The 21,379-nt window shown below is 38.6% G+C and carries 20 protein-coding genes; 14 read left to right on the plus strand and 6 right to left on the minus strand.

What is annotated here, in order from left to right; translation table 11 throughout:
• The first annotated feature begins 149 nt into the window (after nucleotides 1-149).
• The 7 genes from aspS (at nucleotide 150) to H3T44_RS02310 (ending at nucleotide 7,119) form a co-directional block, all read left to right on the plus strand.
• Nucleotides 150-1,967, plus strand: a complete 1,818-nt coding sequence (gene aspS, locus H3T44_RS02280) for an aspartate--tRNA ligase (protein WP_198184604.1) — start codon at nucleotides 150-152, stop codon at nucleotides 1,965-1,967.
• Nucleotides 1,968-2,298: 331 nt separating this feature from the next.
• Nucleotides 2,299-3,720, plus strand: a complete 1,422-nt coding sequence (locus H3T44_RS02285) for an amino acid permease (protein WP_110438300.1) — start codon at nucleotides 2,299-2,301, stop codon at nucleotides 3,718-3,720.
• Between the two features lie 67 nt (nucleotides 3,721-3,787).
• Nucleotides 3,788-4,012 carry a sulfurtransferase TusA family protein gene (locus tag H3T44_RS02290; protein WP_155565706.1) on the plus strand — a complete coding sequence of 75 codons (225 nt, stop codon included), beginning with the start codon at nucleotides 3,788-3,790 and terminating at the stop codon, nucleotides 4,010-4,012.
• A 101-nt stretch (nucleotides 4,013-4,113) separates the two neighbouring features.
• Entirely contained in the window at nucleotides 4,114-4,344 is a 231-nt protein-coding gene (locus tag H3T44_RS02295; protein WP_122123827.1) for an exodeoxyribonuclease VII small subunit, read from the plus strand.
• Between the two features lie 17 nt (nucleotides 4,345-4,361).
• Complete coding sequence (locus H3T44_RS02300; RefSeq protein WP_122123828.1) at nucleotides 4,362-5,270, plus strand: polyprenyl synthetase family protein; 909 nt, start codon at nucleotides 4,362-4,364, stop codon at nucleotides 5,268-5,270.
• A gap of 28 nt (nucleotides 5,271-5,298) precedes the next feature.
• Complete coding sequence (locus H3T44_RS02305; RefSeq protein WP_198195847.1) at nucleotides 5,299-6,048, plus strand: TlyA family RNA methyltransferase; 750 nt, start codon at nucleotides 5,299-5,301, stop codon at nucleotides 6,046-6,048.
• Between the two features lie 63 nt (nucleotides 6,049-6,111).
• Nucleotides 6,112-7,119: a bifunctional GNAT family N-acetyltransferase/(deoxy)nucleoside triphosphate pyrophosphohydrolase gene (locus H3T44_RS02310; RefSeq protein WP_155567123.1), complete on the plus strand. Its 1,008-nt coding sequence runs from the start codon at nucleotides 6,112-6,114 to the stop codon at nucleotides 7,117-7,119.
• On the opposite strand, the gene H3T44_RS02315 is transcribed toward H3T44_RS02310, so the two are convergent.
• On the minus strand, nucleotides 7,108-8,019 hold the full coding sequence (locus H3T44_RS02315; protein WP_198195848.1) for an SMP-30/gluconolactonase/LRE family protein: 912 nt from the start codon (nucleotides 8,017-8,019) through the stop codon (nucleotides 7,108-7,110). The genes H3T44_RS02310 and H3T44_RS02315 overlap by 12 nt on opposite strands.
• A gap of 202 nt (nucleotides 8,020-8,221) precedes the next feature.
• Between H3T44_RS02315 and H3T44_RS02320 the strand changes: the two genes are divergently transcribed.
• Nucleotides 8,222-8,980 carry a molybdopterin-binding protein gene (locus tag H3T44_RS02320; protein WP_198195849.1) on the plus strand — a complete coding sequence of 253 codons (759 nt, stop codon included), beginning with the start codon at nucleotides 8,222-8,224 and terminating at the stop codon, nucleotides 8,978-8,980.
• Nucleotides 8,981-8,993: 13 nt separating this feature from the next.
• Here H3T44_RS02320 and H3T44_RS02325 read toward each other — a convergent pair whose 3' ends face one another.
• From H3T44_RS02325 to H3T44_RS02335, 3 genes are all read right to left on the minus strand, one after another.
• Nucleotides 8,994-9,950 carry an acetyl-CoA carboxylase carboxyltransferase subunit alpha gene (locus H3T44_RS02325; protein WP_122123833.1) on the minus strand — a complete coding sequence of 319 codons (957 nt, stop codon included), beginning with the start codon at nucleotides 9,948-9,950 and terminating at the stop codon, nucleotides 8,994-8,996.
• Between the two features lie 106 nt (nucleotides 9,951-10,056).
• Nucleotides 10,057-10,950 carry a tyrosine recombinase gene (locus H3T44_RS02330; RefSeq protein ID WP_155572078.1) on the minus strand — a complete coding sequence of 298 codons (894 nt, stop codon included), beginning with the start codon at nucleotides 10,948-10,950 and terminating at the stop codon, nucleotides 10,057-10,059.
• A 14-nt stretch (nucleotides 10,951-10,964) separates the two neighbouring features.
• The gene (locus H3T44_RS02335; RefSeq protein ID WP_198195850.1) at nucleotides 10,965-11,273 is read right to left on the minus strand and encodes a hypothetical protein; all 309 of its coding nucleotides are present in this window, start codon (nucleotides 11,271-11,273) and stop codon (nucleotides 10,965-10,967) included.
• Between the two features lie 163 nt (nucleotides 11,274-11,436).
• Here H3T44_RS02335 and aroB point away from each other — a divergent pair, with 163 nt between their 5' ends.
• The 3 genes from aroB (at nucleotide 11,437) to H3T44_RS02350 (ending at nucleotide 15,073) form a co-directional block, all read left to right on the plus strand.
• On the plus strand, nucleotides 11,437-13,089 hold the full coding sequence (aroB, locus tag H3T44_RS02340; protein WP_198195851.1) for a 3-dehydroquinate synthase: 1,653 nt from the start codon (nucleotides 11,437-11,439) through the stop codon (nucleotides 13,087-13,089).
• Between the two features lie 301 nt (nucleotides 13,090-13,390).
• Nucleotides 13,391-14,548: an OmpA family protein gene (locus H3T44_RS02345; RefSeq protein ID WP_110438312.1), complete on the plus strand. Its 1,158-nt coding sequence runs from the start codon at nucleotides 13,391-13,393 to the stop codon at nucleotides 14,546-14,548.
• Between the two features lie 102 nt (nucleotides 14,549-14,650).
• A complete protein-coding gene (locus H3T44_RS02350) occupies nucleotides 14,651-15,073 on the plus strand; it encodes a GtrA family protein (protein ID WP_198195853.1) in 423 nt (140 codons plus the stop codon).
• 1 nt (nucleotide 15,074) lies between these two features.
• Here the strand turns inward: H3T44_RS02350 and tenA are convergent, their stop codons facing one another.
• On the minus strand, nucleotides 15,075-15,770 hold the full coding sequence (gene tenA / locus H3T44_RS02355; protein WP_198195861.1) for a thiaminase II: 696 nt from the start codon (nucleotides 15,768-15,770) through the stop codon (nucleotides 15,075-15,077).
• Nucleotides 15,771-15,932: 162 nt separating this feature from the next.
• Here tenA and alaS point away from each other — a divergent pair, with 162 nt between their 5' ends.
• The 3 genes from alaS to H3T44_RS02370 all read left to right on the plus strand — a co-directional run bounded on the left by alaS (nucleotide 15,933) and on the right by H3T44_RS02370 (nucleotide 20,284).
• Nucleotides 15,933-18,584, plus strand: a complete 2,652-nt coding sequence (gene alaS / locus H3T44_RS02360; protein ID WP_198196113.1) for an alanine--tRNA ligase — start codon at nucleotides 15,933-15,935, stop codon at nucleotides 18,582-18,584.
• Nucleotides 18,585-18,732: 148 nt separating this feature from the next.
• Nucleotides 18,733-19,422 carry a carbonic anhydrase gene (locus H3T44_RS02365; RefSeq protein ID WP_122123839.1) on the plus strand — a complete coding sequence of 230 codons (690 nt, stop codon included), beginning with the start codon at nucleotides 18,733-18,735 and terminating at the stop codon, nucleotides 19,420-19,422.
• A complete protein-coding gene (locus H3T44_RS02370) occupies nucleotides 19,370-20,284 on the plus strand; it encodes an endonuclease/exonuclease/phosphatase family protein (RefSeq protein WP_198195863.1) in 915 nt (304 codons plus the stop codon). The genes H3T44_RS02365 and H3T44_RS02370 overlap by 53 nt, the downstream gene beginning before the upstream one ends.
• A gap of 99 nt (nucleotides 20,285-20,383) precedes the next feature.
• Here the strand turns inward: H3T44_RS02370 and H3T44_RS02375 are convergent, their stop codons facing one another.
• On the minus strand, nucleotides 20,384-21,292 hold the full coding sequence (locus tag H3T44_RS02375) for a DUF2076 domain-containing protein (RefSeq protein ID WP_198195865.1): 909 nt from the start codon (nucleotides 21,290-21,292) through the stop codon (nucleotides 20,384-20,386).
• Between the last annotated feature and the right edge of the window lie 87 nt (nucleotides 21,293-21,379).

Below are 21,379 nucleotides of genomic sequence, written 5' to 3' on the forward strand. Positions count from 1 at the left end.
ACCTAAAGCTAAAATACTCACTTTTTTTATCATATTAATCAACAGAATTATATGATGTCCTTTTATAATTTTTTAAAAACGTGTAAAGCAATTGATTAATCGCTTTATAATCAAAAAATTAATTATTTTAATTTAAACAGGATATATCAATGCATCGCTACCGCACTCATAATTGTGCCGCTCTAAGATCCCAGGATGTTGGATCAACTGTCAAGCTTTCTGGATGGATTCATAGTAAAAGAGATCATGGGGGTTTACTTTTTATCGATTTGCGCGACCATTTTGGTATTACCCAGATTGTTATTCCCGCCAATTCACCTTTGATGAACACTGCGGAAAGATTGAGAGTGGAAAGCGTTATTTGCATTACAGGTAAGGTTGTCGCTCGTGAAGGAGAAACCGTTAATCCAAAACTGCCAACAGGACAAATTGAAATTCAGGCTGAAAATCTTGAAATTATTTCCGAAGCTGACGTATTGCCTTTTCAAGTGACTGGCAACGAAAACTATCCGGAAGATTTACGTTTAAAATATCGTTATATCGATCTGCGTCGAGAACGGGTTCATCGCAATCTGATGTTAAGGTCAAACATTATTGCAAGCCTTCGCCATAGAATGATTGAACAGGGTTTCACTGAATTACAAACTCCTATCCTGACAGCTTCTTCACCTGAAGGTGCCAGGGATTTTCTGGTTCCTGCCCGTCTACATCCTGGAAAATTTTATGCATTGCCACAGGCACCGCAACAATTCAAACAGCTTGCAATGGTGGCTGGTTTTGACCGCTATTTCCAAATAGCCCCCTGTTTCCGTGACGAGGCTGCACGTGCGGATCGTTCTCCAGGAGAATTTTATCAACTTGATTTTGAAATGTCTTTTGTCACTCAAGAAGATGTTTTTGGAACGCTGGAACCTGTTATGGAGGGCATTTTCAAGGAATTTGCACCTACACATACTGTAAGTTCAGCACCCTTTGAACGTATTCCCTATAAACAAGCCATGAAAGAATATGGCAGTGATAAACCAGATTTAAGAAACCCCTTAAAACTTGTTGATGTTTCCGAAGCGTTCAAAAATTCTAGTTTTGGTCTCTTTGCAAAAATTGTTGAGGCAGGAGGAGAAGTTCGTGCTGTTCCCGCTCCTGGTGCAGGATCATTTCCCCGCTCTTTTTTCGATAAGTTGAATAAATGGGCCAGAGAAGAAAAAGCGGGTGGTTTGGGATACATCATCTTTGAAGACAATGGGGCAAAAGGACCAATTGCCAAAAATTTGGATGAAGAACGTTGTGAAATGATCCGTCAGGCCTGTCATTTAAAAAGTGGCGATGCTGTTTTCTTTGTAGCTGGACAGGGCCCTGATATGGTTAAATTTTCCGGTTCTGTTCGAACAAAAATTGCAACAGAACTTGATCTAATTGAGAAAAACGCCTTCCGTTTCTGTTGGATTGTTGATTTCCCTATGTATGAAATCAATGAAGAAACCGGATTGATTGATTTCTCTCACAATCCCTTCTCCATGCCTCAGGGTGGACTTGAAGCACTGATAAACAAGAATCCTTTGGAAATTAATGCATATCAATATGATATCGTCTGCAATGGTATTGAACTTTCTTCAGGTGCAATTCGAAATCATCGACCTGACATCATGATCAAAGCCTTTGAAATTGCCGGATATCCAGAGGAAGAAGTCGAAAAGCGTTTTGGTGGTATGCTAAACGCATTCCGTTATGGAGCTCCGCCTCATGGAGGTGCCGCACCTGGTATTGATCGCATGGTCATGCTTCTGATGGATGAACCCAATATTCGTGAGGTTATTCTATTCCCATTAAATCAACAAGGTGAGGATTTAATGATGAAAGCGCCTGCCCCGATTTCTGCAGAACGATTAAAAGAATTGTCCTTGGCAATCAGTGTACCAAAAGTGGCAGTAAAAAAATCTAATGAAACTGTTGAAACAGATAAAAAATAAATGATAATTTCAGCCACTCCAATATATTTTATAGAGTGGCTTGAAATAATTAAATTGTTGAAAATCTCGAAATGATACTTTATTGAAAAATTTTAGGCATTCTAAATTTTGGTATCAATAATGAAATTTATCTATAACAAAATTACATAAATAACATTATCGTGATTAATTCTTTACAATACTCAACCTTTAAAAACTCAAATTGCGAAATATAATAACAATTATCTATCTTTAAAGATAATTAAAATTCCTTTATACCTCCTATTTCAGGATTAAATATTACATACATTTTATTATTACAAAATCAATCTACAAATTTTAATATGGGAAAATGGCATTGCAAGAAAAAAAACATCAAGAAAAAACAGCCCTTTCATATTCCGATGGGCAATTAGCACACACCCTCCAACGCCGCCATATTATCATGATCTCTATCGGTGGTATTATTGGGGCCGGTCTTTTTGTAGGTGCCTCTGCCTCAATTAAGCAAACGGGACCTGCTGTTCTTTTGTCCTATGTCATTACTGGATTTCTCATTTTTTTTGTTATGCGAATGCTTGGCGAATTGGTTATTGAAAAACCAGAGGCAGGTTCCTTTCTCAATCATATCCGCCGTGGACTTGGCGATCATGTTACCTTTATATTAGGATGGGGGTACTGGCTTTTCTGGATTTCTGCCATTGCTGCCGAGGCCATAGCCGGTGGTATTATTTTACTACATTACATGCATATTCCCGAACAATACACATTTCTGGCAACCATGGTTCTGGGACCTTTATTGGTTATTATCATGATGATAACCAATCTATTTTCTGTCAAGGGATATGGTGAATTTGAATTCTGGTTTGCCCTGCTTAAAATCCTAGCTATTACGGCCTTTATTATTCTTGGCGGTATAGCAATAAGCCATTTGGGTGGATATTACACAACAAAAATTAATAATATATGGCATTTCCAAAGCTTTTTTCCAAAAGGCATTCTTGCCGTTTTCACAATCATTCCAACCATTCTATTTACAGTTACTGGATCCGAAGTGGCTACCATAGCGGCAGCTGAATCCGATAAACCTGCGGAGAATGTCGCTTATGCCAGTAAAACAATTATTTTCCGAGTTATCACCTTTTACGTTATTTCAATTGGAATTATTGTCTCTATCCTGCCCTGGAATTATGTAATCCCGGGGATATCACCTTTTCTAATGGTTTTGCAAAAGCTTGAAATTCCATATGCCTCGGATATTATGGCAATGACCATCCTGATTGCTATTCTCTCTTGCTTAAACTCATCTATTTACGCAACCTCTCGTACACTCTTTGAACTCGCAGAATTTAATGATGCACCCAGATGGCTAATTCATACCAATAAAAATGGAGTTCCCAAAAGAGCAATTATTACCGCCTCCATCATCGGTATAATAATTTCGATTTTCTCGGTAATTTCGCCAAAAGTTTTTTTCACTTATATTTTAAGCTGCGCTGGATCCATTATCCTGTTTGTCTATATTGCAATCGGTTTATCTGAAATCGTAATTCGCTCAAAATTGGAACGAACCAAACAAAAACTAACATTTAAGATGTGGTTTTTCCCTTATCTATCGTGGTTTACAATCATGTCGTTTGCCATGGTGATTCTTGCCATGTTTTTTAATCATGACAGTCGAAATCAAATTACACTCAGCTGCCTTACCTTAATTTTGATAAGTATCTGTCGAATCATTATGTGTCGATACAATAAAATCAAATCTGTGGTTTGAAATTCATCAATTTGCTCATATTTATAATTCTGATAATGTTTTTTAATTTATAGTTACAGGGTTTGATATGGGTGAAATTATTTTAGATCTCAAAGAGTTGCGATGCCCCTTACCTATTTTGAAGGCTAATCGGGTTTTACAAACTCTTGAACCTGGGGATTGTTTACGTGTTTTGGCAACAGATCGTCATACAATCAAGGATTTTCATGAATTCTGTCGTAAAACTGGTCATTCACTGATTGCTTTTTCAGAACAGGGAAATAATTTATCTTTTCTGATTAAAAAAAAGTAAAATTGCACAAAACAATTTTTAAATCTATAAATTGGTTTCTTTTTTCAAAAGAGGTATAAAGAAATAATATTTATCAGATATAAACTTGTTGGAAGTTCAACATGACAGATAATCTCTCTTCCCTTTCATTTGAGGATGCATTGAATGAATTGGAAAAAATCGTTCATAATTTGGAAACTGGACAACAAAAACTTGAAGAAGCCATCGTATCTTATGAACGCGGTGCCTTACTTCGACGTTATTGTGAAAAAAAATTGAATGAAGCCGAGGCTCGGGTAAAAATGATTGTCGAAAAAGATAACCAAAGCCTTGATACTGAAACTATTGAATAAATTTAGGGTTAATTACCATGACTTCTGTTGAAGCACAAAATCAGTCTCTTAATCAATCGCTTTCATCACGTGCCCAAAGCCTTGAAACAACACTTGATAAATTCCTTCCCAGAATGAAGGGGGGCGAGGCAAATCTGATTGAGGCAATGCGCTACGCTGTACTTGGGGGGGGGAAAAGATTAAGGGGTTATCTTGTTACAGAAGTCGCTTCTCTCTTCAATATCCCAATGAAAAGCGCGCTTTATGTGGGCGCTTCTGTTGAAATGCTTCATGCCTATTCATTAATTCATGATGATTTACCGGCAATGGATGATGATGATCTGCGTCGGGGAAAACCCTCCACCCATATAAAATTCGGTGAGGCGATTGCCATTCTTGCCGGTGATGCTTTACAAACCAAAGCCTTCGAAATTTTAACGTGGGAAGATGTCAGCGAAAACCCGGATATTCGTATTGAACTGGTTAAGTCCCTTGCTGAAGCAAGTGGATCCAATGGGATGGTCGGTGGACAAGTTATTGATATGGAAGGTGAAAATCGTCATCTGACCCTTCCTGAGGTAATCAACTTGCATGCCATGAAAACAGGCCGCCTAATTTGTTATTCCGCTGAAGCTGGAGCCATTTTAGGCCAGGCAAATGCCGACTTGCGCAATCATATCATTAGTTATGGTCGAGATTTGGGAACAGCTTTCCAGATCGCTGATGACATTCTTGATGCCACGGCAAGTGCAGAGGAACTTGGTAAAACAGCCGGTAAGGATAATGCCTCTGGAAAATCAACATTCGTTTCTTTGCTTGGAATTGAAGATGCAAAAAAGGAAGCAAACAGACTTATCGGTAAAGCTATCCGTCATTTAGAACCTTTCGGATCCGCCGCCGATAATTTACGCGCTTTGGCAAATTATGTTATTACCAGAAGAAATTGATTTACAATAAACATTTACCCATTCAATAATGGCTAACACTAAAAAACGCGTCGATATACTTCTCTTTGAAAGAGGCATGGTTGAAAGTCGTACAAAAGCGCAGGCCTTGATTATGGCGGGGCTGGTTTTTACGAAAGATCGTCGAATTCAAAAGGCAGGGGATATCGTATCTGAAACCATTGAACTTACCATTAAAAATCAAGAACATCCTTGGGTATCGCGTGGTGGTTTAAAACTGGATCATGGATTGAAATCTTTCAATTTATCCCCCAGGGGATTAAATTGCCTTGATATCGGGGCCTCCACAGGAGGGTTTACCGATGTTTTATTAACGAATGAAGCGAATAAGGTATACGCAGTCGATGTTGGGCATGGACAATTGGCATGGAAAATACGTCAGAATACACGCGTGATTGTGAAAGAAAAATGTAATGCCCGCTATCTTACATCGGAAATAATTCCGGATCCCGTTCAAGTCATCGTCTGTGATGCAAGCTTTATTAGTCTAAAAACAATTTTACCTGCCGCCTTATCCCTGTGTCAAACTGGCGGATGGGCAATGGCGTTGATCAAACCCCAATTTGAAGCTGGACGCAAACATATTGGATCAAAAGGAGTTATCCGCGATCCTGAGATTCATACAAAAATTTGCCAGGACATTAATAATTGGTGGCAAAATCTGCCCAACTGGCAAGTATTGGGAATTGAGACTAGTCCCATTACCGGTCCTGAAGGCAATAAGGAATTTCTAATAGCCGCACGTAAAGAATCCCCGTAAATCATAAAACAACTTTTCCCTTATATTATTTAAAGTTAATTTTTTGAATCAAAGTGTTTATAAATGGTTATACATCAGCATTTATCCATTCCAACCTTACAAATTGATCAATATCTTTTACGATTGATCCAAAAAAAGGATATCAAAAGCATACATAATCATATTAATGATTGGAATATTGCAAAAATGCTGAGTGACGTGCCATTTCCTTACTCACAAGAATTATTGGAAAAATGGTTTGAAGCCACTCTTCAGCAAATCAAGGCAGGACAATCCTATCACTTTTCAATTATCGATACACAAACCAATCCGGACACAGTTGTAGGTTGTATAGGTTTAACCCTGAATATGGCAGAACAATCTGCCAAAATAGGATATTGGGTTGCTCAGAGATACTGGGGCAATAATATCGCTACCCGAGCCTTGAAACGCTTAACAAATTGGGCGTTAGCCAATCTAAATATCAATTACATTCATGCCACTGCCGCTGATGACAATATTGCCTCTATAGCGGTTTTGAAAAAATGTGATTTTCAACCCTATGGTCAGGGCAAGGAGAAATTTTTAGCTCGTGCTGTTGAACAACCCGTCTCATATTTCCTTTTACAACGGGAAGATATTTGTCCCAACAATCTCACACCCAATCAAAATATTTATACATCAAAAGAAAAAAAAATATTGTTAGTTGTAGCCGCCGCACTTATTGATATTGAAGGTAGACTTTTACTCGCCCGTCGTCCGGAGGGAAAATCAATGGCAGGAATGTGGGAATTTCCAGGCGGAAAAGTTGAACCTGGGGAAACACCTGAAACAGCATTGATTCGAGAATTGAAAGAAGAAATAAATGTCGATATTTCTAAAAGCTGTCTCGCCCCATTCACATTCGCATCCCATGAATATCAGGATTTTCATTTATTGATGCCATTATATGTATGTCATCGTTGGAAAAATGACCCCATACCAAGAGAAAAACAGCAACTTGCATGGGTTACCGCCAATGAGCTTGACCGTTATCTTGTCTTGGAGGCTGACAAACCATTTATTCCACTCTTGAAGGATTTACTCTTCTAATCTTACCTCGTCAGGAATATGAAAAACATTCTGCCTTTTTCCAGCAATATTATTGTCAAAAGTGAATAAGGCACCAGCTTTTGGATATTTTTCAAGATCTTTTTTTGATATTTTGGCACGTGCCGATGTAACAAAAGCCGTTTTTAAATCATTACCACCAAAAGCTATTTTGGTTAAATTCGGACAAGGAAAATCTATTGATTTCAATTTTTGTCCATCAGAGGAATAGACATTTATTTTATATCCTTGATAAAGACAAACCCACAGATTGTTCTCACAATCAAGCGCCATGCCATCAGGATATGCTTCCATTTCTTTTAAAAAAAGTCGTTTGTTTGCAAGTTTTTGCCCATCTTCAATATCAAACGAAAAAATTTCATGTGCATTGGAATGACTGCAATATAGGATCTGTTTGTCTTCATCAATTACAGGCCCATTAAGTACCGCATATTCCCTATCCTGCCTTATTACATAAGGTTTAGCCTGATCCCATTTTAACAAATAGAGAGATCCTGTTAATTTTTTTTCTTTTTCATCCATTGATCCAAACCAAAGTTGACCTTTGGCATCAATATATCCATCATTAATTCGATTATTTGGAAATTTTTCCTCTAAGGGATAAAATAACGTCACACTGCCATTAAATAGGCTAAACCAATATAAACCGTCTTCCATACCGCATAAATAAACAGATCGATTGGTTGGAAAAAAAAATGTAGGTTTCTTGTGAGTATTCCAGCTTTTCTTCTGATTGTCATTTAAGCGGTATTGATGAATTTTTTTGCCCTCAATATCAACAAAATAAACCGCTTTTTCAGAGGCATTCCACATAACCCCCTCCCCCAATTCTGATTGGGTTTCCCAAATGGCGGATGGACATGACGAATTAATTGTAATCATTATAAACCCCTTTTTGAAAGGCTTTTTAAATTAAACAAAAAGAAATTCAATATTTGCAATAATAATTATTTTAACATAAAACTGTTTATACTAAACATTTACTTAGGAATTTTCTTAGACAATTCTTAATTTTAAATATAATTCTCTGTAAATTTTCAATACTTAAATATTGTAACTGTTTTAACAATTGGACTTTTGTAAAATGACTCTAAATCCAACTGCTTCAATTATGGTTATCGGAAATGAAATTCTTTCAGGCCGTACCCAAGACGTGAATATAAATTATATTGCGAAAGGATTAACCTGTTCCGGAATTGAACTCATAGAAACCCGTATCATTCCTGATGATCAAAAAATAATCATCAAAACAGTTAATGAATTACGTGCTGCATATGATTATGTGTTTTCTACAGGGGGAATCGGTCCTACCCATGATGATATAACTTCCGAGGCTATAGCAGAGGCGTTTGGTGTACCCAATCCAATTCATCCAGAAATATCCCGATTATTGGAAGAACATATTGGCAAGGAAAAATATAATGACGCCCATAGAAAAATGGCTCGTTTCCCATTAGGGGCTACGCCCATTCCCAATCCTGTATCCGTAGCGCCGGGATATGTAATCAACAATGTATATGTTATGGCTGGCGTTCCCCAAATCATGCGTGCAATGTTTGATCAAATATTGCCCACCTTACACCATGGCAAGCCAATTGTTTCAAAAAGCTGGTACGCTTTTCATGCCTCTGAAGGCAAAATTGCACATGATCTAGCACATATACAGGATCAATTTCATAACCTTGATATTGGATCCTATCCATTTTACAAAAATGAAGATCAAAATGGAATAGCATTGGTTGTCAAAGGTCAGGACCAAGATGCCGTTCAGCGTGCCGCTCAACAAATCCATCAGTTGTTTATCCGGATGGGATACGACCCGCACGAAGGTGAGCCCATTTGAACCCTGGTTTTAACTAGTTTATTTCCTCACGCCCCATGGCAAGGAACTTATTTCTACGTTTAGCCTGAAGAACCTGTTCTGGAACTAAGGCGAGTTCGCCAAATGCAGCTTCAATCGCCTTTTGAACATTACTGATCGCAGTCTCTGGATCTCGTTGCGCTCCACCAACCGGTTCCTCGATAATTTGATCAATTAATTTGAATTTCAACAAATCCTGAGCCGTCAAACGTAATGCGCCTGCCGCCTGAGCCGCTTGTGATGCATCCCGCCATAATATGGAGGAACAAGCCTCAGGAGAAATAACTGAATAAATCGCATGTTCAAGCATCAGAATTTTGTCAGCCGTTGCCAGAGCGATTGCCCCTCCCGATCCACCTTCACCAATGATAACGGAGACAATGGGAGTTGTTGCCCTAAGGCATGTCTCAATTGATTTTGCAATGGCCTCAGCCTGACCATGTTGTTCCGCATCAATCCCAGGCCATGCTCCTGGCGTGTCAATCAACATGATAATCGGTAAATTAAATTGTCCTGCCAGTTTAATTAAACGTTGAGCTTTTCTATATCCTTCAGGCCTGGCCATCCCAAAATTATGCTTTAGTCTTGTATCAAGATCGGAACCTCGCTCTATCCCGATCACAACAACAGATTGCCCTTTGAATCTTCCCAATCCACCGATAATGGCATGATCTTCTGCATAAAGACGATCCCCTGCCAATGGCATGAAGTTTTCAATCATACCTTTGATATAATCCAAAGCATGCGGACGTTGCGCGTGTCGTGACACCTGAACTTTTTGCCAGGGTGTTAGTTTGTTATATATAACTCGCAGCTGTTTTTCAGCCTTTTCCGTAAGCGTTTGCAATTCTTCGGCAATATTAATTTCTGTGGCGGTTTCAACACGTTGCAATTCATAAATTTTATTTTCGAGTTCTGCAACGGATTTTTCAAAGTCCAAAAATTGACGCATGATTATAAAAGATTACCAATTAAACGTTAATAACAGATCAGTGTAATGTATATTATCAATCAAATAAATTTTTAATTGTATAAATTACAATATTTTTTTAATAAAGTTATTTTTTCATACTCAGGGGATGAAAATCCTGCACTATTTTTTTTAGGTGTTCAGTCTGTAAATGGGTATAAATTTGTGTCGTCGAAATATCAGCATGCCCCAACATCATCTGCAATGAACGCAAATCTGCCCCATGTGCCAACATATGACTGGCAAATGAATGACGTAAAACATGGGGAGACAGCCTGCAAGGATCAAGATTGGCCTTTAATGCAACTTCGAACAATATTTTATCAAATCCCTGCCGCGTTAAATGATTTTGCGGGTTTCGTCCAGGAAACAGAAAGACACTCTTTAAACTCGCATCATTTTTTTTAAGCACCAATGCCGCTTTTACCGCTGCATCTGAAACAGGTATTAACCTTTCACGTCTGCCTTTTCCGTATATTCGCAAAATTTTTGTTGCCTGCTGAATCTGGTCCTTGCGCAGAGATAACAACTCAGATATGCGTAATCCCGAACTATACAGAATTTCCAAAGCTGCCTTGGCAACAAGTGACCGTCTGTAATCGTCAAGGAATTCACTTGCTGATAACAGGTTAAAAACTTCCTGTTCGCTCAGATATTTAGGTAATGATTGTGGCAAACAGGGGGATTGCATTAAATAAGTGGGATCATCGGAGCGAATATTCTCCTGAACCAAAAAACCATAAAACTGACGCAGACATGACAACCTTCTTATTGCTGTTCGCGCTGTTTTTCCCTCTTGACCCAAAAATTCAAAATATTGATGAATATCACATTTAGAAACCCTGTCTATTTCTAGATCTCTGGCTTGCAAATAATCCATAAAATCTTTTAAATCAGTTTGATACGCCTGATATGTATTTGCGGTAACCCCTCTCTCTGCCACCAGCATTTCCAAAAAAAAATCAATCAGATCCCTGTTCATGATTTATTCAAAATCTATTGATTGGGCATTGTATTCAACGCATTTCCAGGAACTTTTCCAGGCTGGGGAATTGTTGGAGTGTTTATCGGAGCAGGCGCTGAAGCATTATGAGCGTTTGCATTGTTATAGGGAACGATAATGGGGGGAGCGCTAGGGACAACAGGTACAGATGGCAAAGTTGTATGTTGCTGGGCTTTGGGAATGGAAATAACCTTGTGAACTTCTCTGATCGGCATTTCGGGTGTTTGCAAGCAAAAAAACACTACCCCTGCCACAAGCAATATAACTATTAATCCAAAGAGAATAACAAATAATCGACGCATTATGGCTTCCTGATGTAAAATTACTCGTTGATGTTTTAATAATAACAGCTTGATTTCATACCATACTACAATTAATTTTTAATAGTCTGGATTTTATAAATTCTCTCAAAAATTAAATAAAATCTCAATTTATCAATTTTTATTCCTGTATTTGATCGACCACATGACTGATATACCTAGCAAATTATTAAATCGACCACTTGTTTTAATCGGTCTGATGGGGGCTGGAAAAACAACGATTGGTAAAAAAATCGCAGACTTGCTTTCCATACCCTTCATCGATTCGGATAAAGAAATAGAAACTACGGCTGGATGCAGTATCGCCGATATTTTCGAACAATATGGAGAAGAGGAATTCCGTCGTGTGGAAAACCAGGTTATCCAACGTTTATTGGATCAAGCCCCCTTGATTCTCGCAACAGGTGGTGGAGCCTACATGCATCCGGAGACAAGAAAAACCTTAAAGGAAAAAGCAACCACCCTTTGGCTACATTGTGATCTGGAAACACTTTTCAAGCGCGTTTCCAAAAATACCAACCGCCCCTTATTGAATGTCGATAATAAAAAAGAGATACTCTCCTCCCTTATGAAAAAACGTTACCCTGTCTATGCCGAGGCAGATATTGTCGTTGAATGTAAGGATAAAGACATTGATACAACAATTAATCTTGTTATCTCAGCTCTAGAAAATTCAAGTAAAATGCATATTTTACCCATAACCCTGTCAAAAAATCATTACGACGTAATTATTGGTTCTGATATATTACAGCAATGTGGAACACTGATTTTACCTTTATTAAAGCAAAAGAAAGTTTTTATTCTGGCGGATCAGACAGTTGCCAACCTTCATCTGGACAAACTTATCCATAGTCTTGATTTAGTACACGTAAATTATGAAGTTATCCTGCTTCCTCCTGGGGAAAAAACAAAATCCTTTCAATATTATGAAAAAGTCACGCAAACATTGTTAGAAAAAGGGGTTGAGCGAAATTCAACGATTTTGGCATTCGGTGGTGGCGTTACAGGAGATTTGGCAGGATTTTCAGCTGCCACCGTGTTACGTGGAGTGCCATTCATTCAAATCCCCACCACCCTGCTTTCTCAAGTCGATTCTTCCGTAGGCGGAAAAACCGGTATCAATACATCGGTGGGTAAAAATCTGCTTGGGGCCTTTTACCAACCAGAAGTCGTTCTCGCAGATACAAAGATTTTGGACACACTCCCCCAAAGAGAATTACAGGCCGGTTATGCAGAAATTGTTAAAGCCGGTTTGATCAATGATCCAGAATTATTCAAATGGTGTGAAAAAAACGGTAAAAAAGTCATAAGTAAAGAACATGCTTGTCTAGCCAAGGCCATCGAAATGGCTTGTCAATTTAAAGCAAGGATTATTCAAAATGATGAATATGAACAGCAATCGACAGGCAGAAACCTCCTGAATCTCGGTCACAGTTTGGGACATACCCTGGAAGCGGAACTGGGTTATGATGGTCGTTTACTGCACGGAGAAGCCGTTGCACTGGGTTGCTGCCTGATCTTCAAATTATGCACCCAAATGGGCATATGTCCGGAGAAAGACACACAACGTGTCATTCATCATTTCGAATCTGTAAACCTACCTGTTACAATAAAAAGGCTTTCTCAACCCATACGGGCCTCAAATCTTCTTAATCATTTGAAACATGATAAAAAAAGCCAAAACAATAAAATAACGTTTATACTTGTCAATGGGATAGGAAAAGCTTTCACATCACAAGATGTTAGTGAAAAACAGCTGTACAGTCTCCTAATCGAGGACGGTTGTATACAGGACTAAAATTGTTGCATATAAAACACATGAATTAATTCTAATCAATAAAGTATATATGAAAGATTGTCATTCAATAAAATCTTTTATAAATTGCCGAATATCTGAAAATCTTTATAGAAATTAGAAGGTAAAGCCCTTTTCTGTGTTTTTTTAGTTACATTACATTAATAACTATAATCACCGCATTAAAATCCTTCTAATTTTTCAAAGATATAGATTATAGTAAATTATAGAGTATAAATTTAAAGAGCTTCCGCCTTAATTGGCGGTCTATCGCTCGAAACTTATAAAAGAAGGATGTGTCAAGATGCGTCTTCGCACTGCATTGCTTGCAACGACTTTCGCGGTTGCTACTCCCGCCGCAGCGATGGCTAGCACAATTACTGGCCCTTATGTTAGCTTGGGTGGCGGTTATAACCTTGTTCAAACACAACATGCCCATTTCAAAAATGGTACCAATGCCGGTGGTAGGCTTGATAACGGTAAGGGAACCTCATCAAAACTGCGCCATAATACCGGTTTCACAACCATGGGTTCTTTTGGTTGGGGATTTGGTAACGGTCTCCGCGTGGAAGTTGAAGGTGTTTATAACTACTCCAACATCAGCGGACGTCATGGAACCCCTGTTTCCGCATACAAAACCAAAGGACATGACCAAGGTTATGGCGGATTGATCAATGTTCTTTATGATATTGACTTGCGTCAATTCGGCATTGACGTCCCTGTCACCCCATTCGTGGGTATTGGTGCCGGTTATCTCTGGCAAAATATGGCTCCATTAGATACAGTTTACCGTAATGGTAATAAAAACCGTATCGGTGGAACAGGTGGAAGCTTTGCCTATCAAGGTATCGTCGGTGCTGCCTATGATATCCCAGGTGTTCCAGGATTGGCAGTTACAACTGAGTACCGTATGATGGGTCAATTGGATGACCATCGTTCATACAATTCAAGTGCCTGGGTTGGCGGAAACCATTATAACAGCCACAGAGGCGTTAAAATGGATCACCGCTTCAATCATCAGTTTATCCTGGGTCTGCGTTATGCATTTGACACCGCACCACCAGCACCTCCTCCAGCTCCACCAACTGTAGTTGCTCCACCACAACCATCTGTAGCTCGCACCTACCTAGTATTCTTCGATTTCGACAAATCAGCGTTGACACCTCGTGCACGTGAAATCGTAAGAGAAGCTGCTCAGGCTTCAACACGTGTTCAAACAACACGTATCGAAGTTAACGGATATACAGATAACTCTTCTGCACATCCAGGTCCTCGTGGTCAACGCTATAACATGGGTCTTTCAATCAGACGTGCCAAAAGCGTGAAAGCTGAATTAATCCGTGACGGTGTTCCAGCAACAGCAATTGATATTCATGGTTATGGTGAATCTCATCCATTGGTTCCAACAGGACCAAATACACGTGAACCACAAAACCGTCGCGTAGAAATTATTCTTAAATAATTTTCAAGAAATTATCTGAGTAATGTAAAAGAGATACTTAAAATTAAGTATCTCTTTTTATTTTGAAAAACAATCAGGCCAATTTATTTTTGAAGGTTCTTTTTGATATCAATCGCTCATAAACAACAACTTTTTCAATTTATCAAATTTGGTATTGTTGGATCATCCGGTCTGGGAATTGATATTCTAGCTGTATACTTGTTACGGCCCTTAATTGGATTAACCTCGGCAACCCTTGCCGCTTATTTTATAGCTGCAAGTTCCAACTGGTTCATAAACAGACTCTGGACATTTGGAAATATTAATCATCGTCATTCTATCTTTGCACAATGGATACGATTTATTATGACCAACATTCTTGGTTTTTGTTGCAATAGAGGAATTGTTTTCTTTTTATTTTTCCTAAATTCGTTTTTTAGGTACTATGCTTTTATACCTTTAATTATTGGTGCAATGACTGGAATGCTAGCGAATTTCCATTTATCGCGCAAATTGGTTTATAATGATTCCATATCAAAAAGGTAAATTATTTTTTTCCAACGTTCCAAAAGGCAGTTTCCAATTGAACAACCTCCTTAAACTTACGTAGAATCATTGGATAACGTTGTTCCGCTCCATACTGAAAAGCAATTTGATCCAGAAACATAATACTTTTCTTTACAAGACTGTAATAGCTATCACTTCCGTACGTTTCCAACCAAGATAAATAAGGATGGTCCCTTTTATCAAATTCTTGATCATTTAATAAATTCAAACCGATTTCACCATACCCTATCAAACATGGTAGTATTAGAATTACGATATCTAACAAATCACCCTGCATACTTTTTGTAAGCAAATATTGACTGTATGCAATAAGCTCGATTGATTTCCTTTCATTTTCAATAAAGTCAATTTCTATTCCCCATTGCTTGCAATATGATAAATGCAATGGAAGCTCTATTTCGATAAGCCCTTTCAATAATGATAAAAAATATTGCATCTCCCATAATGAATTACTTTTATAAATCGCTAGGGCCTCAACACGACTGTAATCAAGAAGATATAAATAATCCTGAACTAAATATTTTCTAAATTCCTCTGCCGGCAAGCTTCCCTTACCCAGCGCCTTGACAAAGGGATGATGGATAAATTGTTGCCATTCCTTCTGACAATCCTGTCGTAACCGACCAAATAATCCTTCAGAAAATAAAGAATACGTATTTTTATCATTATCAAACATTAAATCTTGACTTTCATGACAAAAGCTTAAATAGCTGTACTGTAAAAAACATTTTGAATAATAATATATACGGTTAGATTAATTTCCATATTACTCTTATCCAGTTCGTTTAAAATATTATTTTAACATATCAGGATTGTTCATTCCACCATGTCCACCACAATGCCAAGCACAAATGAAATACGGTCGCACTTTTTGAATTATTTTTCTAAAAATGATCATCAAATTGTACCATCCTCATCTTTGGTTCCCCAGAATGACCCTACTCTGCTTTTTACAAATGCAGGAATGGTACAGTTCAAAAATGTGTTTACCGGACAGGAACAGCGTCCCTATTCACGTGCCACAACTGCACAAAAGGTTGTTCGGGCTGGTGGCAAGCACAATGATCTTGATAATGTTGGATATACCGCTCGTCATCATACTTTTTTTGAAATGCTCGGAAATTTCTCTTTCGGAGATTATTTTAAGGAAAAAGCAATCTATCTGGCATGGAACCTAATCACTGGCGAATTTAAATTACCCAGGGAAAAACTTCTTGTCACTGTTTATTCGGACGATAATGAAGCAGCTGATTTATGGAAAAAAATAGCTGGCTTTTCCGATGACCGTATTATCCGTATTAACAGTTCAGATAACTTCTGGCGTATGGGAGATACAGGCCCATGTGGACCATGTTCAGAAATTTTCTATGACCATGGCGAAGATGTATTTGGAGGCCCCCCAGGATCTAAGGACGAAGATGGAGACCGTTTCGTAGAAATATGGAATTTGGTTTTCATGCAATATTTTGAAAATCCACCAGGTACACGAAATCCCCTACCCCGTCCATCAATTGATACAGGAATGGGATTGGAACGATTTGCCGCAATTATGCAAGGGAAAAGAGACAATTTTGATATTGATACTTTTCAGGTCTTGATCAGGGCATCTGCTGAAGTTACTAATACAGATCCATTTGGTCCCCATAAAGTCAGTCATCGTGTCGTTGCAGATCATCTTCGCTCTTCGGCTTTCCTTATTGCTGACGGTGTCTTACCGTCCAAAGACGGACGTGGTTATGTATTACGTCGTATTATGCGCAGAGCCATGCGTCATTTACACATGATCGGCACTCAACAACCGGTATTTTACAAGCTTTTACCTGCATTAATCGAGGAAATGGGAAGCGCCTATCCTGAACTGATACATTATGAAACTTTGATTTCTGAGACCTTATATAATGAAGAACAACGTTTCAAATCAATGCTGGATCGGGGCCTTTCCCTTTTGAATGAGGAAAGCGGCAAGTTACCGTCACATGGTAAATTGCCTGGTGATATTGCTTTCAAACTGTATGATACCTATGGTTTCCCACTGGATTTAACGGCTGACGCGCTTCGTGAAAAAGGATTGACCGTTGATCACGAAGGCTTTGATAAAGCCATGGCCGAACAACGTAACCGTGCCAGAGCCGCATGGATTGGTTCCGGTGATAATGCAACTGAAACAATATGGTTTGAACTCAAGGATAAATTTGGATCATCTGAATTTCTTGGATACAAGAATAATAGGGCTGATGCTGAAATTCAGGCAATTATCATTGATGGTCAATTGGTAAACCAAGCAGAAGAAGGTAAAGAAATCAGTATCTTGTTAAACCAGACCCCCTTTTATGGTGAAAGTGGTGGTCAGGCTGGGGATCAGGGAATCATTTTCAATAAAAACAGTATTATCGAGATTAAAGATACGCAGAAGAAACTTGGCGAACTGATCCTTCATCATGGAATTGTAAAAAAAGGCCAGATTAAGATCAATGATACGGTCACGGCTGAAATTGATACTGCTTACAGACAGACAATTCAGGCACATCATTCTGCCACCCATCTGTTACATCGTGCATTGAGAGAACAATTCGGGACACATGTCACCCAAAAAGGAAGTCTGAATACAGCAGAACGCTTAAGATTTGATTTCAGTCTCTCCAAACCGATTACACGCAATGAACTGGATATTGTCGAAGCAAAGGTTAATGCACAAATCCGGAAAAATTTACCGGTCAGAACGCAAATCATGACGCCGGAACAAGCTAATAGACTTGGTGCAATGGCATTGTTCGATGAAAAATATGGTGAGGAAGTCCGTGTGGTTTCAATGGGAAATGGAGATGATATTGCCAATCCACAAACGGCATGGTCCATTGAACTTTGCGGTGGAACCCATGTCAATCGCACCGGAGATATAGGTTTATTTCATATAATTTCTGAAAGCGGGGTGGCTGCCGGAATAAGACGCATTGAAGCCGTTGCCGGTTTGGCCGCGGAAAATTATTTCAAACAGAATTTAAATATATTAAATGAAATAGCCTCTCTTCTTAATACTGCCTCTGTACAACTTACCGATAGAGTGCAGTTGTTATTAAACGAAAGAAAAGAGCTAAAACAGCAAATATCCAAATTGCAGCACCAATTGACAATCGGCAAAGACATGCAAAATGACATTGAGACAATCAATGGCATTGAACTTATTTTCCGTGATGTTGGTGAAATCCCGCCAAAAGAATTAAAACCTTTGGCTGAAAGTCTTGTTAAACAGCTTCAAAATGGAATAGCTGTCGTATTGTCATCCTTTGGTCAAAAAGCATCCATCGTTGTTGCCGTAACTGCTGAATTAAGCAAAACTGTAAATGCAATTGATTTGGTTAGAATGGCGAGTTCGATTGCGGGCGGTAAAGGTGGTGGTGGAAGACCAGATATGGCGCAAGCTGGAGGACCTGATATTAATAAGGCAAATGATATTTTTGAAAAAATAAAAAGCCATATCAATTCTTTATGATACTGAATTCAAGGCAGGCTTATCATGGCCTGCTTTTTCATTATAATTATTTGGTTATTTATCCTGCATGATCATACTTTCGCCGTAAAATTGTACATAATATCATACAGTTAGCTGTTCAATTCATTCCGAAATGAAAGATCACAATATGTCGGAAAACAACCCTCAACTAACCCTCCTTGATATTTTAAAAGGTGTAAAGAAATTTCGAACGGATATTTATCCGGAACGTAAAGAATTATATTGTCAACTTGCCAATGGACAATCCCCTAAAACACTTTTCATAACTTGTGCAGACAGTCGAATAAGTCCTGAATCCCTGACCCAGCAACCTCCCGGAAATTTATTTGTCTTACGTAATATTGGCAATATTGTACCTGCTTATGGTAACAGCTTCGGAGGAGTAACATCCGCAGTTGAATATGCAGTTTCCGCCCTAAAGGTTTCTACAATTATTATTTGTGGACATTCTGATTGTGGCGCGATGAGTGCCCTTATACATCCTGAAAAATTGAATTCAATGCCAGCCGTAAGAAAATGGTTGCAATATGCCGAAACAGCCCATGCCATTACGGACGCACTTTCTGCCACTGATGTCGGCCCCGAAAGCATCCAAAGTTTAACGGAACACAATGTCCTGCTTCAACTCGCACATTTAAGAACTCATCCTTCAGTTGCTGGTGCCTTGGCAAAAAAAGAAATTATTCTTCAAGGATGGTATTATGATATCCCAAAAGGTAAGATTTATGTGTTAGATGAAGAAACAAGAAATGATATGACCGTCGATGAAGCTATTTCCATGCTGCAGAATCGTATCAACCAAAATACAAAAGCTTAAGAAAACTATTGCTGTATTGAGCTGCTGGTTTGCTTTTTTTGCATCTTTTACGCTGCATGCCAGAACAATCAAGATAACCACTTGGAACACAGAGTGGTTATTATCAAAATCAGATCTTGATAAATATGAAATACCAAATGATATTCAAGCAAGACACTCCAAGAATTTCACAAGATTGTCTTTATATGCAAGAAAATTGAACAGCGATATAATTGCCTTACAGGAAGTGGGATCAGTCGAAACCGCAAGACGAATCCTTCCTGAAGACCAATATGATTTTTATATAACTCAGGATAATATCGCCCAACATCCTGTCCTGGCCATTCGAAAAAAACTTTCTTACAATATTATAAAAAACCCTGATCTTACCGCTTTGAGTAAGAATGACAAAACCCATATTTTACGAAGTGGTCTTGATCTTACCCTATACGATCATCGCATAAATATTCGAATTCTGGTTGTACATTTAAAGGCTCATTGCCCTGAAAGATCTCTTTATTCCCAACAAAAAGCATGTAATATCTTGAATCAACAGAAAATAATTATCCAAAAATGGATTGCAGACAGAATAAAAGACAAACAGGCTTTCATTATTTTAGGAGATTTTAACCGTATAGTGTCATTTAATGATGAATTTTTTCAATCCTTGTCAACAGAATCTAGTTTATCAATCCCAACATCTCAACTTGCTTCACCATGCTGGGGAGGCAATTATTTTCTCGATGGATTTATTTTGGATCCCATCTTAAGTGAATCCACTATTCCTAATACGTTAAAAGTATTGGTATACAAAGAAAAACAATATATGATGCATGCTGATCTGTCAGATCATTGTCCTGTCTCTTTAAATTTGTCTTTATAACAAAAAATGATTTGTTCTTTTTTCACCTAATTTTTAAAAGGATCAATCTCGCAAGAAAGGTTAACCCTTTTATGATTTAGACAATGAAATCAGTTAATATTAGAAACTATCGTCTCCCCAGCCTCCATCATCACCACCCCAGTCACCACCATCATCAGAGCCCCAATCAGCAGAATCTCCAGAATTACCCCAATCTGTATCATTTCCGCTGTTACTGAAACCATCATCAGCATAATTATCAAATCCGGCACCAGAATTGTTACCAGCATCAAAATTCGGATCAACTGCGGTACCCTCACCCGTAAAGGGATCACTGCCAGCTGCTGTTCCTGCAAACGGATCATTCGGATCTGCAGCAGGCATTTGTGCAGCACCATTAACTGCATGATGGCCACCAAACAATCCACTCAATGCATTATAAGCCATCATACCCCCGGCAACACCAGCTGCCGTCGACAATGCACTGCCTAAAAATCCATTTCCACCCCGATTAAACATTCCTCGTTGATAACCTGGGGGATAATTCACAGCCGGAGGTTGTTGCTGTCCATAAGGTGTATTCATAGACTGATTTGTTTGTGGTTGTGGCCGATTAGGATTTCCTCCCCACCCTGGCGGCATTTGTTGGGATTGAGGCGACATTTGAGTTTGCGACCGGTTTCCGCCACCAAAAAGCCCTCCCAGAAATCCTCCTGAACGAGGTTGGCTTGATTGGGCCTGAGCCTGTTTCAACTGTTGAATCTGTTGTTGCATCTGCTGTAATTGCCATTCCAGCTGACGAATACGATTCTGAGATTCAACCAAGGCGGCTTCCTGAACAATGGCCATTTGTGTCATACGATAACCCGCTTCAGGATATTTCTGCAAATTACTGTTAATCAGTTGATTGGCTTCAGAATCAATAGGGGGTAACGGACTGGCTGTTCCAACCGTATTTGGAGAAGCTGTTTTTTTCCCACTGACACGTTCAAAAAATTGATTGATCAATTGCTGTTCGTCATTATTCATCTTTGATTAACCTTTAAAATTATCTTTGGATTTCTCTTTATATTTTAATTATAAGACAAATTTTTGAAGATGATTCACTTTTCTTGT

The organism is Commensalibacter sp. M0355 (genome assembly GCF_016101365.1).
Lineage (GTDB): Bacteria > Pseudomonadota > Alphaproteobacteria > Acetobacterales > Acetobacteraceae > Commensalibacter > Commensalibacter melissae.

Coding starts and splice junctions, on each gene's coding strand:
- H3T44_RS02330 (WP_155572078.1), bottom strand. CDS start 10,950: ATGAACAGGGATCTGATTGATTTTTTTTTGGAAATGCTGGTGGCAGAG.
- alaS (WP_198196113.1), top strand. CDS start 15,933: ATGCCAAGCACAAATGAAATACGGTCGCACTTTTTGAATTATTTTTCT.
- H3T44_RS02375 (WP_198195865.1), bottom strand. CDS start 21,292: ATGAATAATGACGAACAGCAATTGATCAATCAATTTTTTGAACGTGTC.
- H3T44_RS02315 (WP_198195848.1), bottom strand. CDS start 8,019: ATGATTACAATTAATTCGTCATGTCCATCCGCCATTTGGGAAACCCAA.
- tenA (WP_198195861.1), bottom strand. CDS start 15,770: ATGTTTGATAATGATAAAAATACGTATTCTTTATTTTCTGAAGGATTA.
- H3T44_RS02365 (WP_122123839.1), top strand. CDS start 18,733: ATGTCGGAAAACAACCCTCAACTAACCCTCCTTGATATTTTAAAAGGT.
- H3T44_RS02300 (WP_122123828.1), top strand. CDS start 4,362: ATGACTTCTGTTGAAGCACAAAATCAGTCTCTTAATCAATCGCTTTCA.
- H3T44_RS02335 (WP_198195850.1), bottom strand. CDS start 11,273: ATGCGTCGATTATTTGTTATTCTCTTTGGATTAATAGTTATATTGCTT.
- H3T44_RS02285 (WP_110438300.1), top strand. CDS start 2,299: ATGGCATTGCAAGAAAAAAAACATCAAGAAAAAACAGCCCTTTCATAT.
- H3T44_RS02320 (WP_198195849.1), top strand. CDS start 8,222: ATGACTCTAAATCCAACTGCTTCAATTATGGTTATCGGAAATGAAATT.
- H3T44_RS02310 (WP_155567123.1), top strand. CDS start 6,112: ATGGTTATACATCAGCATTTATCCATTCCAACCTTACAAATTGATCAA.
- H3T44_RS02305 (WP_198195847.1), top strand. CDS start 5,299: ATGGCTAACACTAAAAAACGCGTCGATATACTTCTCTTTGAAAGAGGC.
- aroB (WP_198195851.1), top strand. CDS start 11,437: ATGACTGATATACCTAGCAAATTATTAAATCGACCACTTGTTTTAATC.
- H3T44_RS02325 (WP_122123833.1), bottom strand. CDS start 9,950: ATGCGTCAATTTTTGGACTTTGAAAAATCCGTTGCAGAACTCGAAAAT.
- aspS (WP_198184604.1), top strand. CDS start 150: ATGCATCGCTACCGCACTCATAATTGTGCCGCTCTAAGATCCCAGGAT.
- H3T44_RS02290 (WP_155565706.1), top strand. CDS start 3,788: ATGGGTGAAATTATTTTAGATCTCAAAGAGTTGCGATGCCCCTTACCT.
- H3T44_RS02295 (WP_122123827.1), top strand. CDS start 4,114: ATGACAGATAATCTCTCTTCCCTTTCATTTGAGGATGCATTGAATGAA.
- H3T44_RS02370 (WP_198195863.1), top strand. CDS start 19,370: ATGAAGCTATTTCCATGCTGCAGAATCGTATCAACCAAAATACAAAAG.
- H3T44_RS02345 (WP_110438312.1), top strand. CDS start 13,391: ATGCGTCTTCGCACTGCATTGCTTGCAACGACTTTCGCGGTTGCTACT.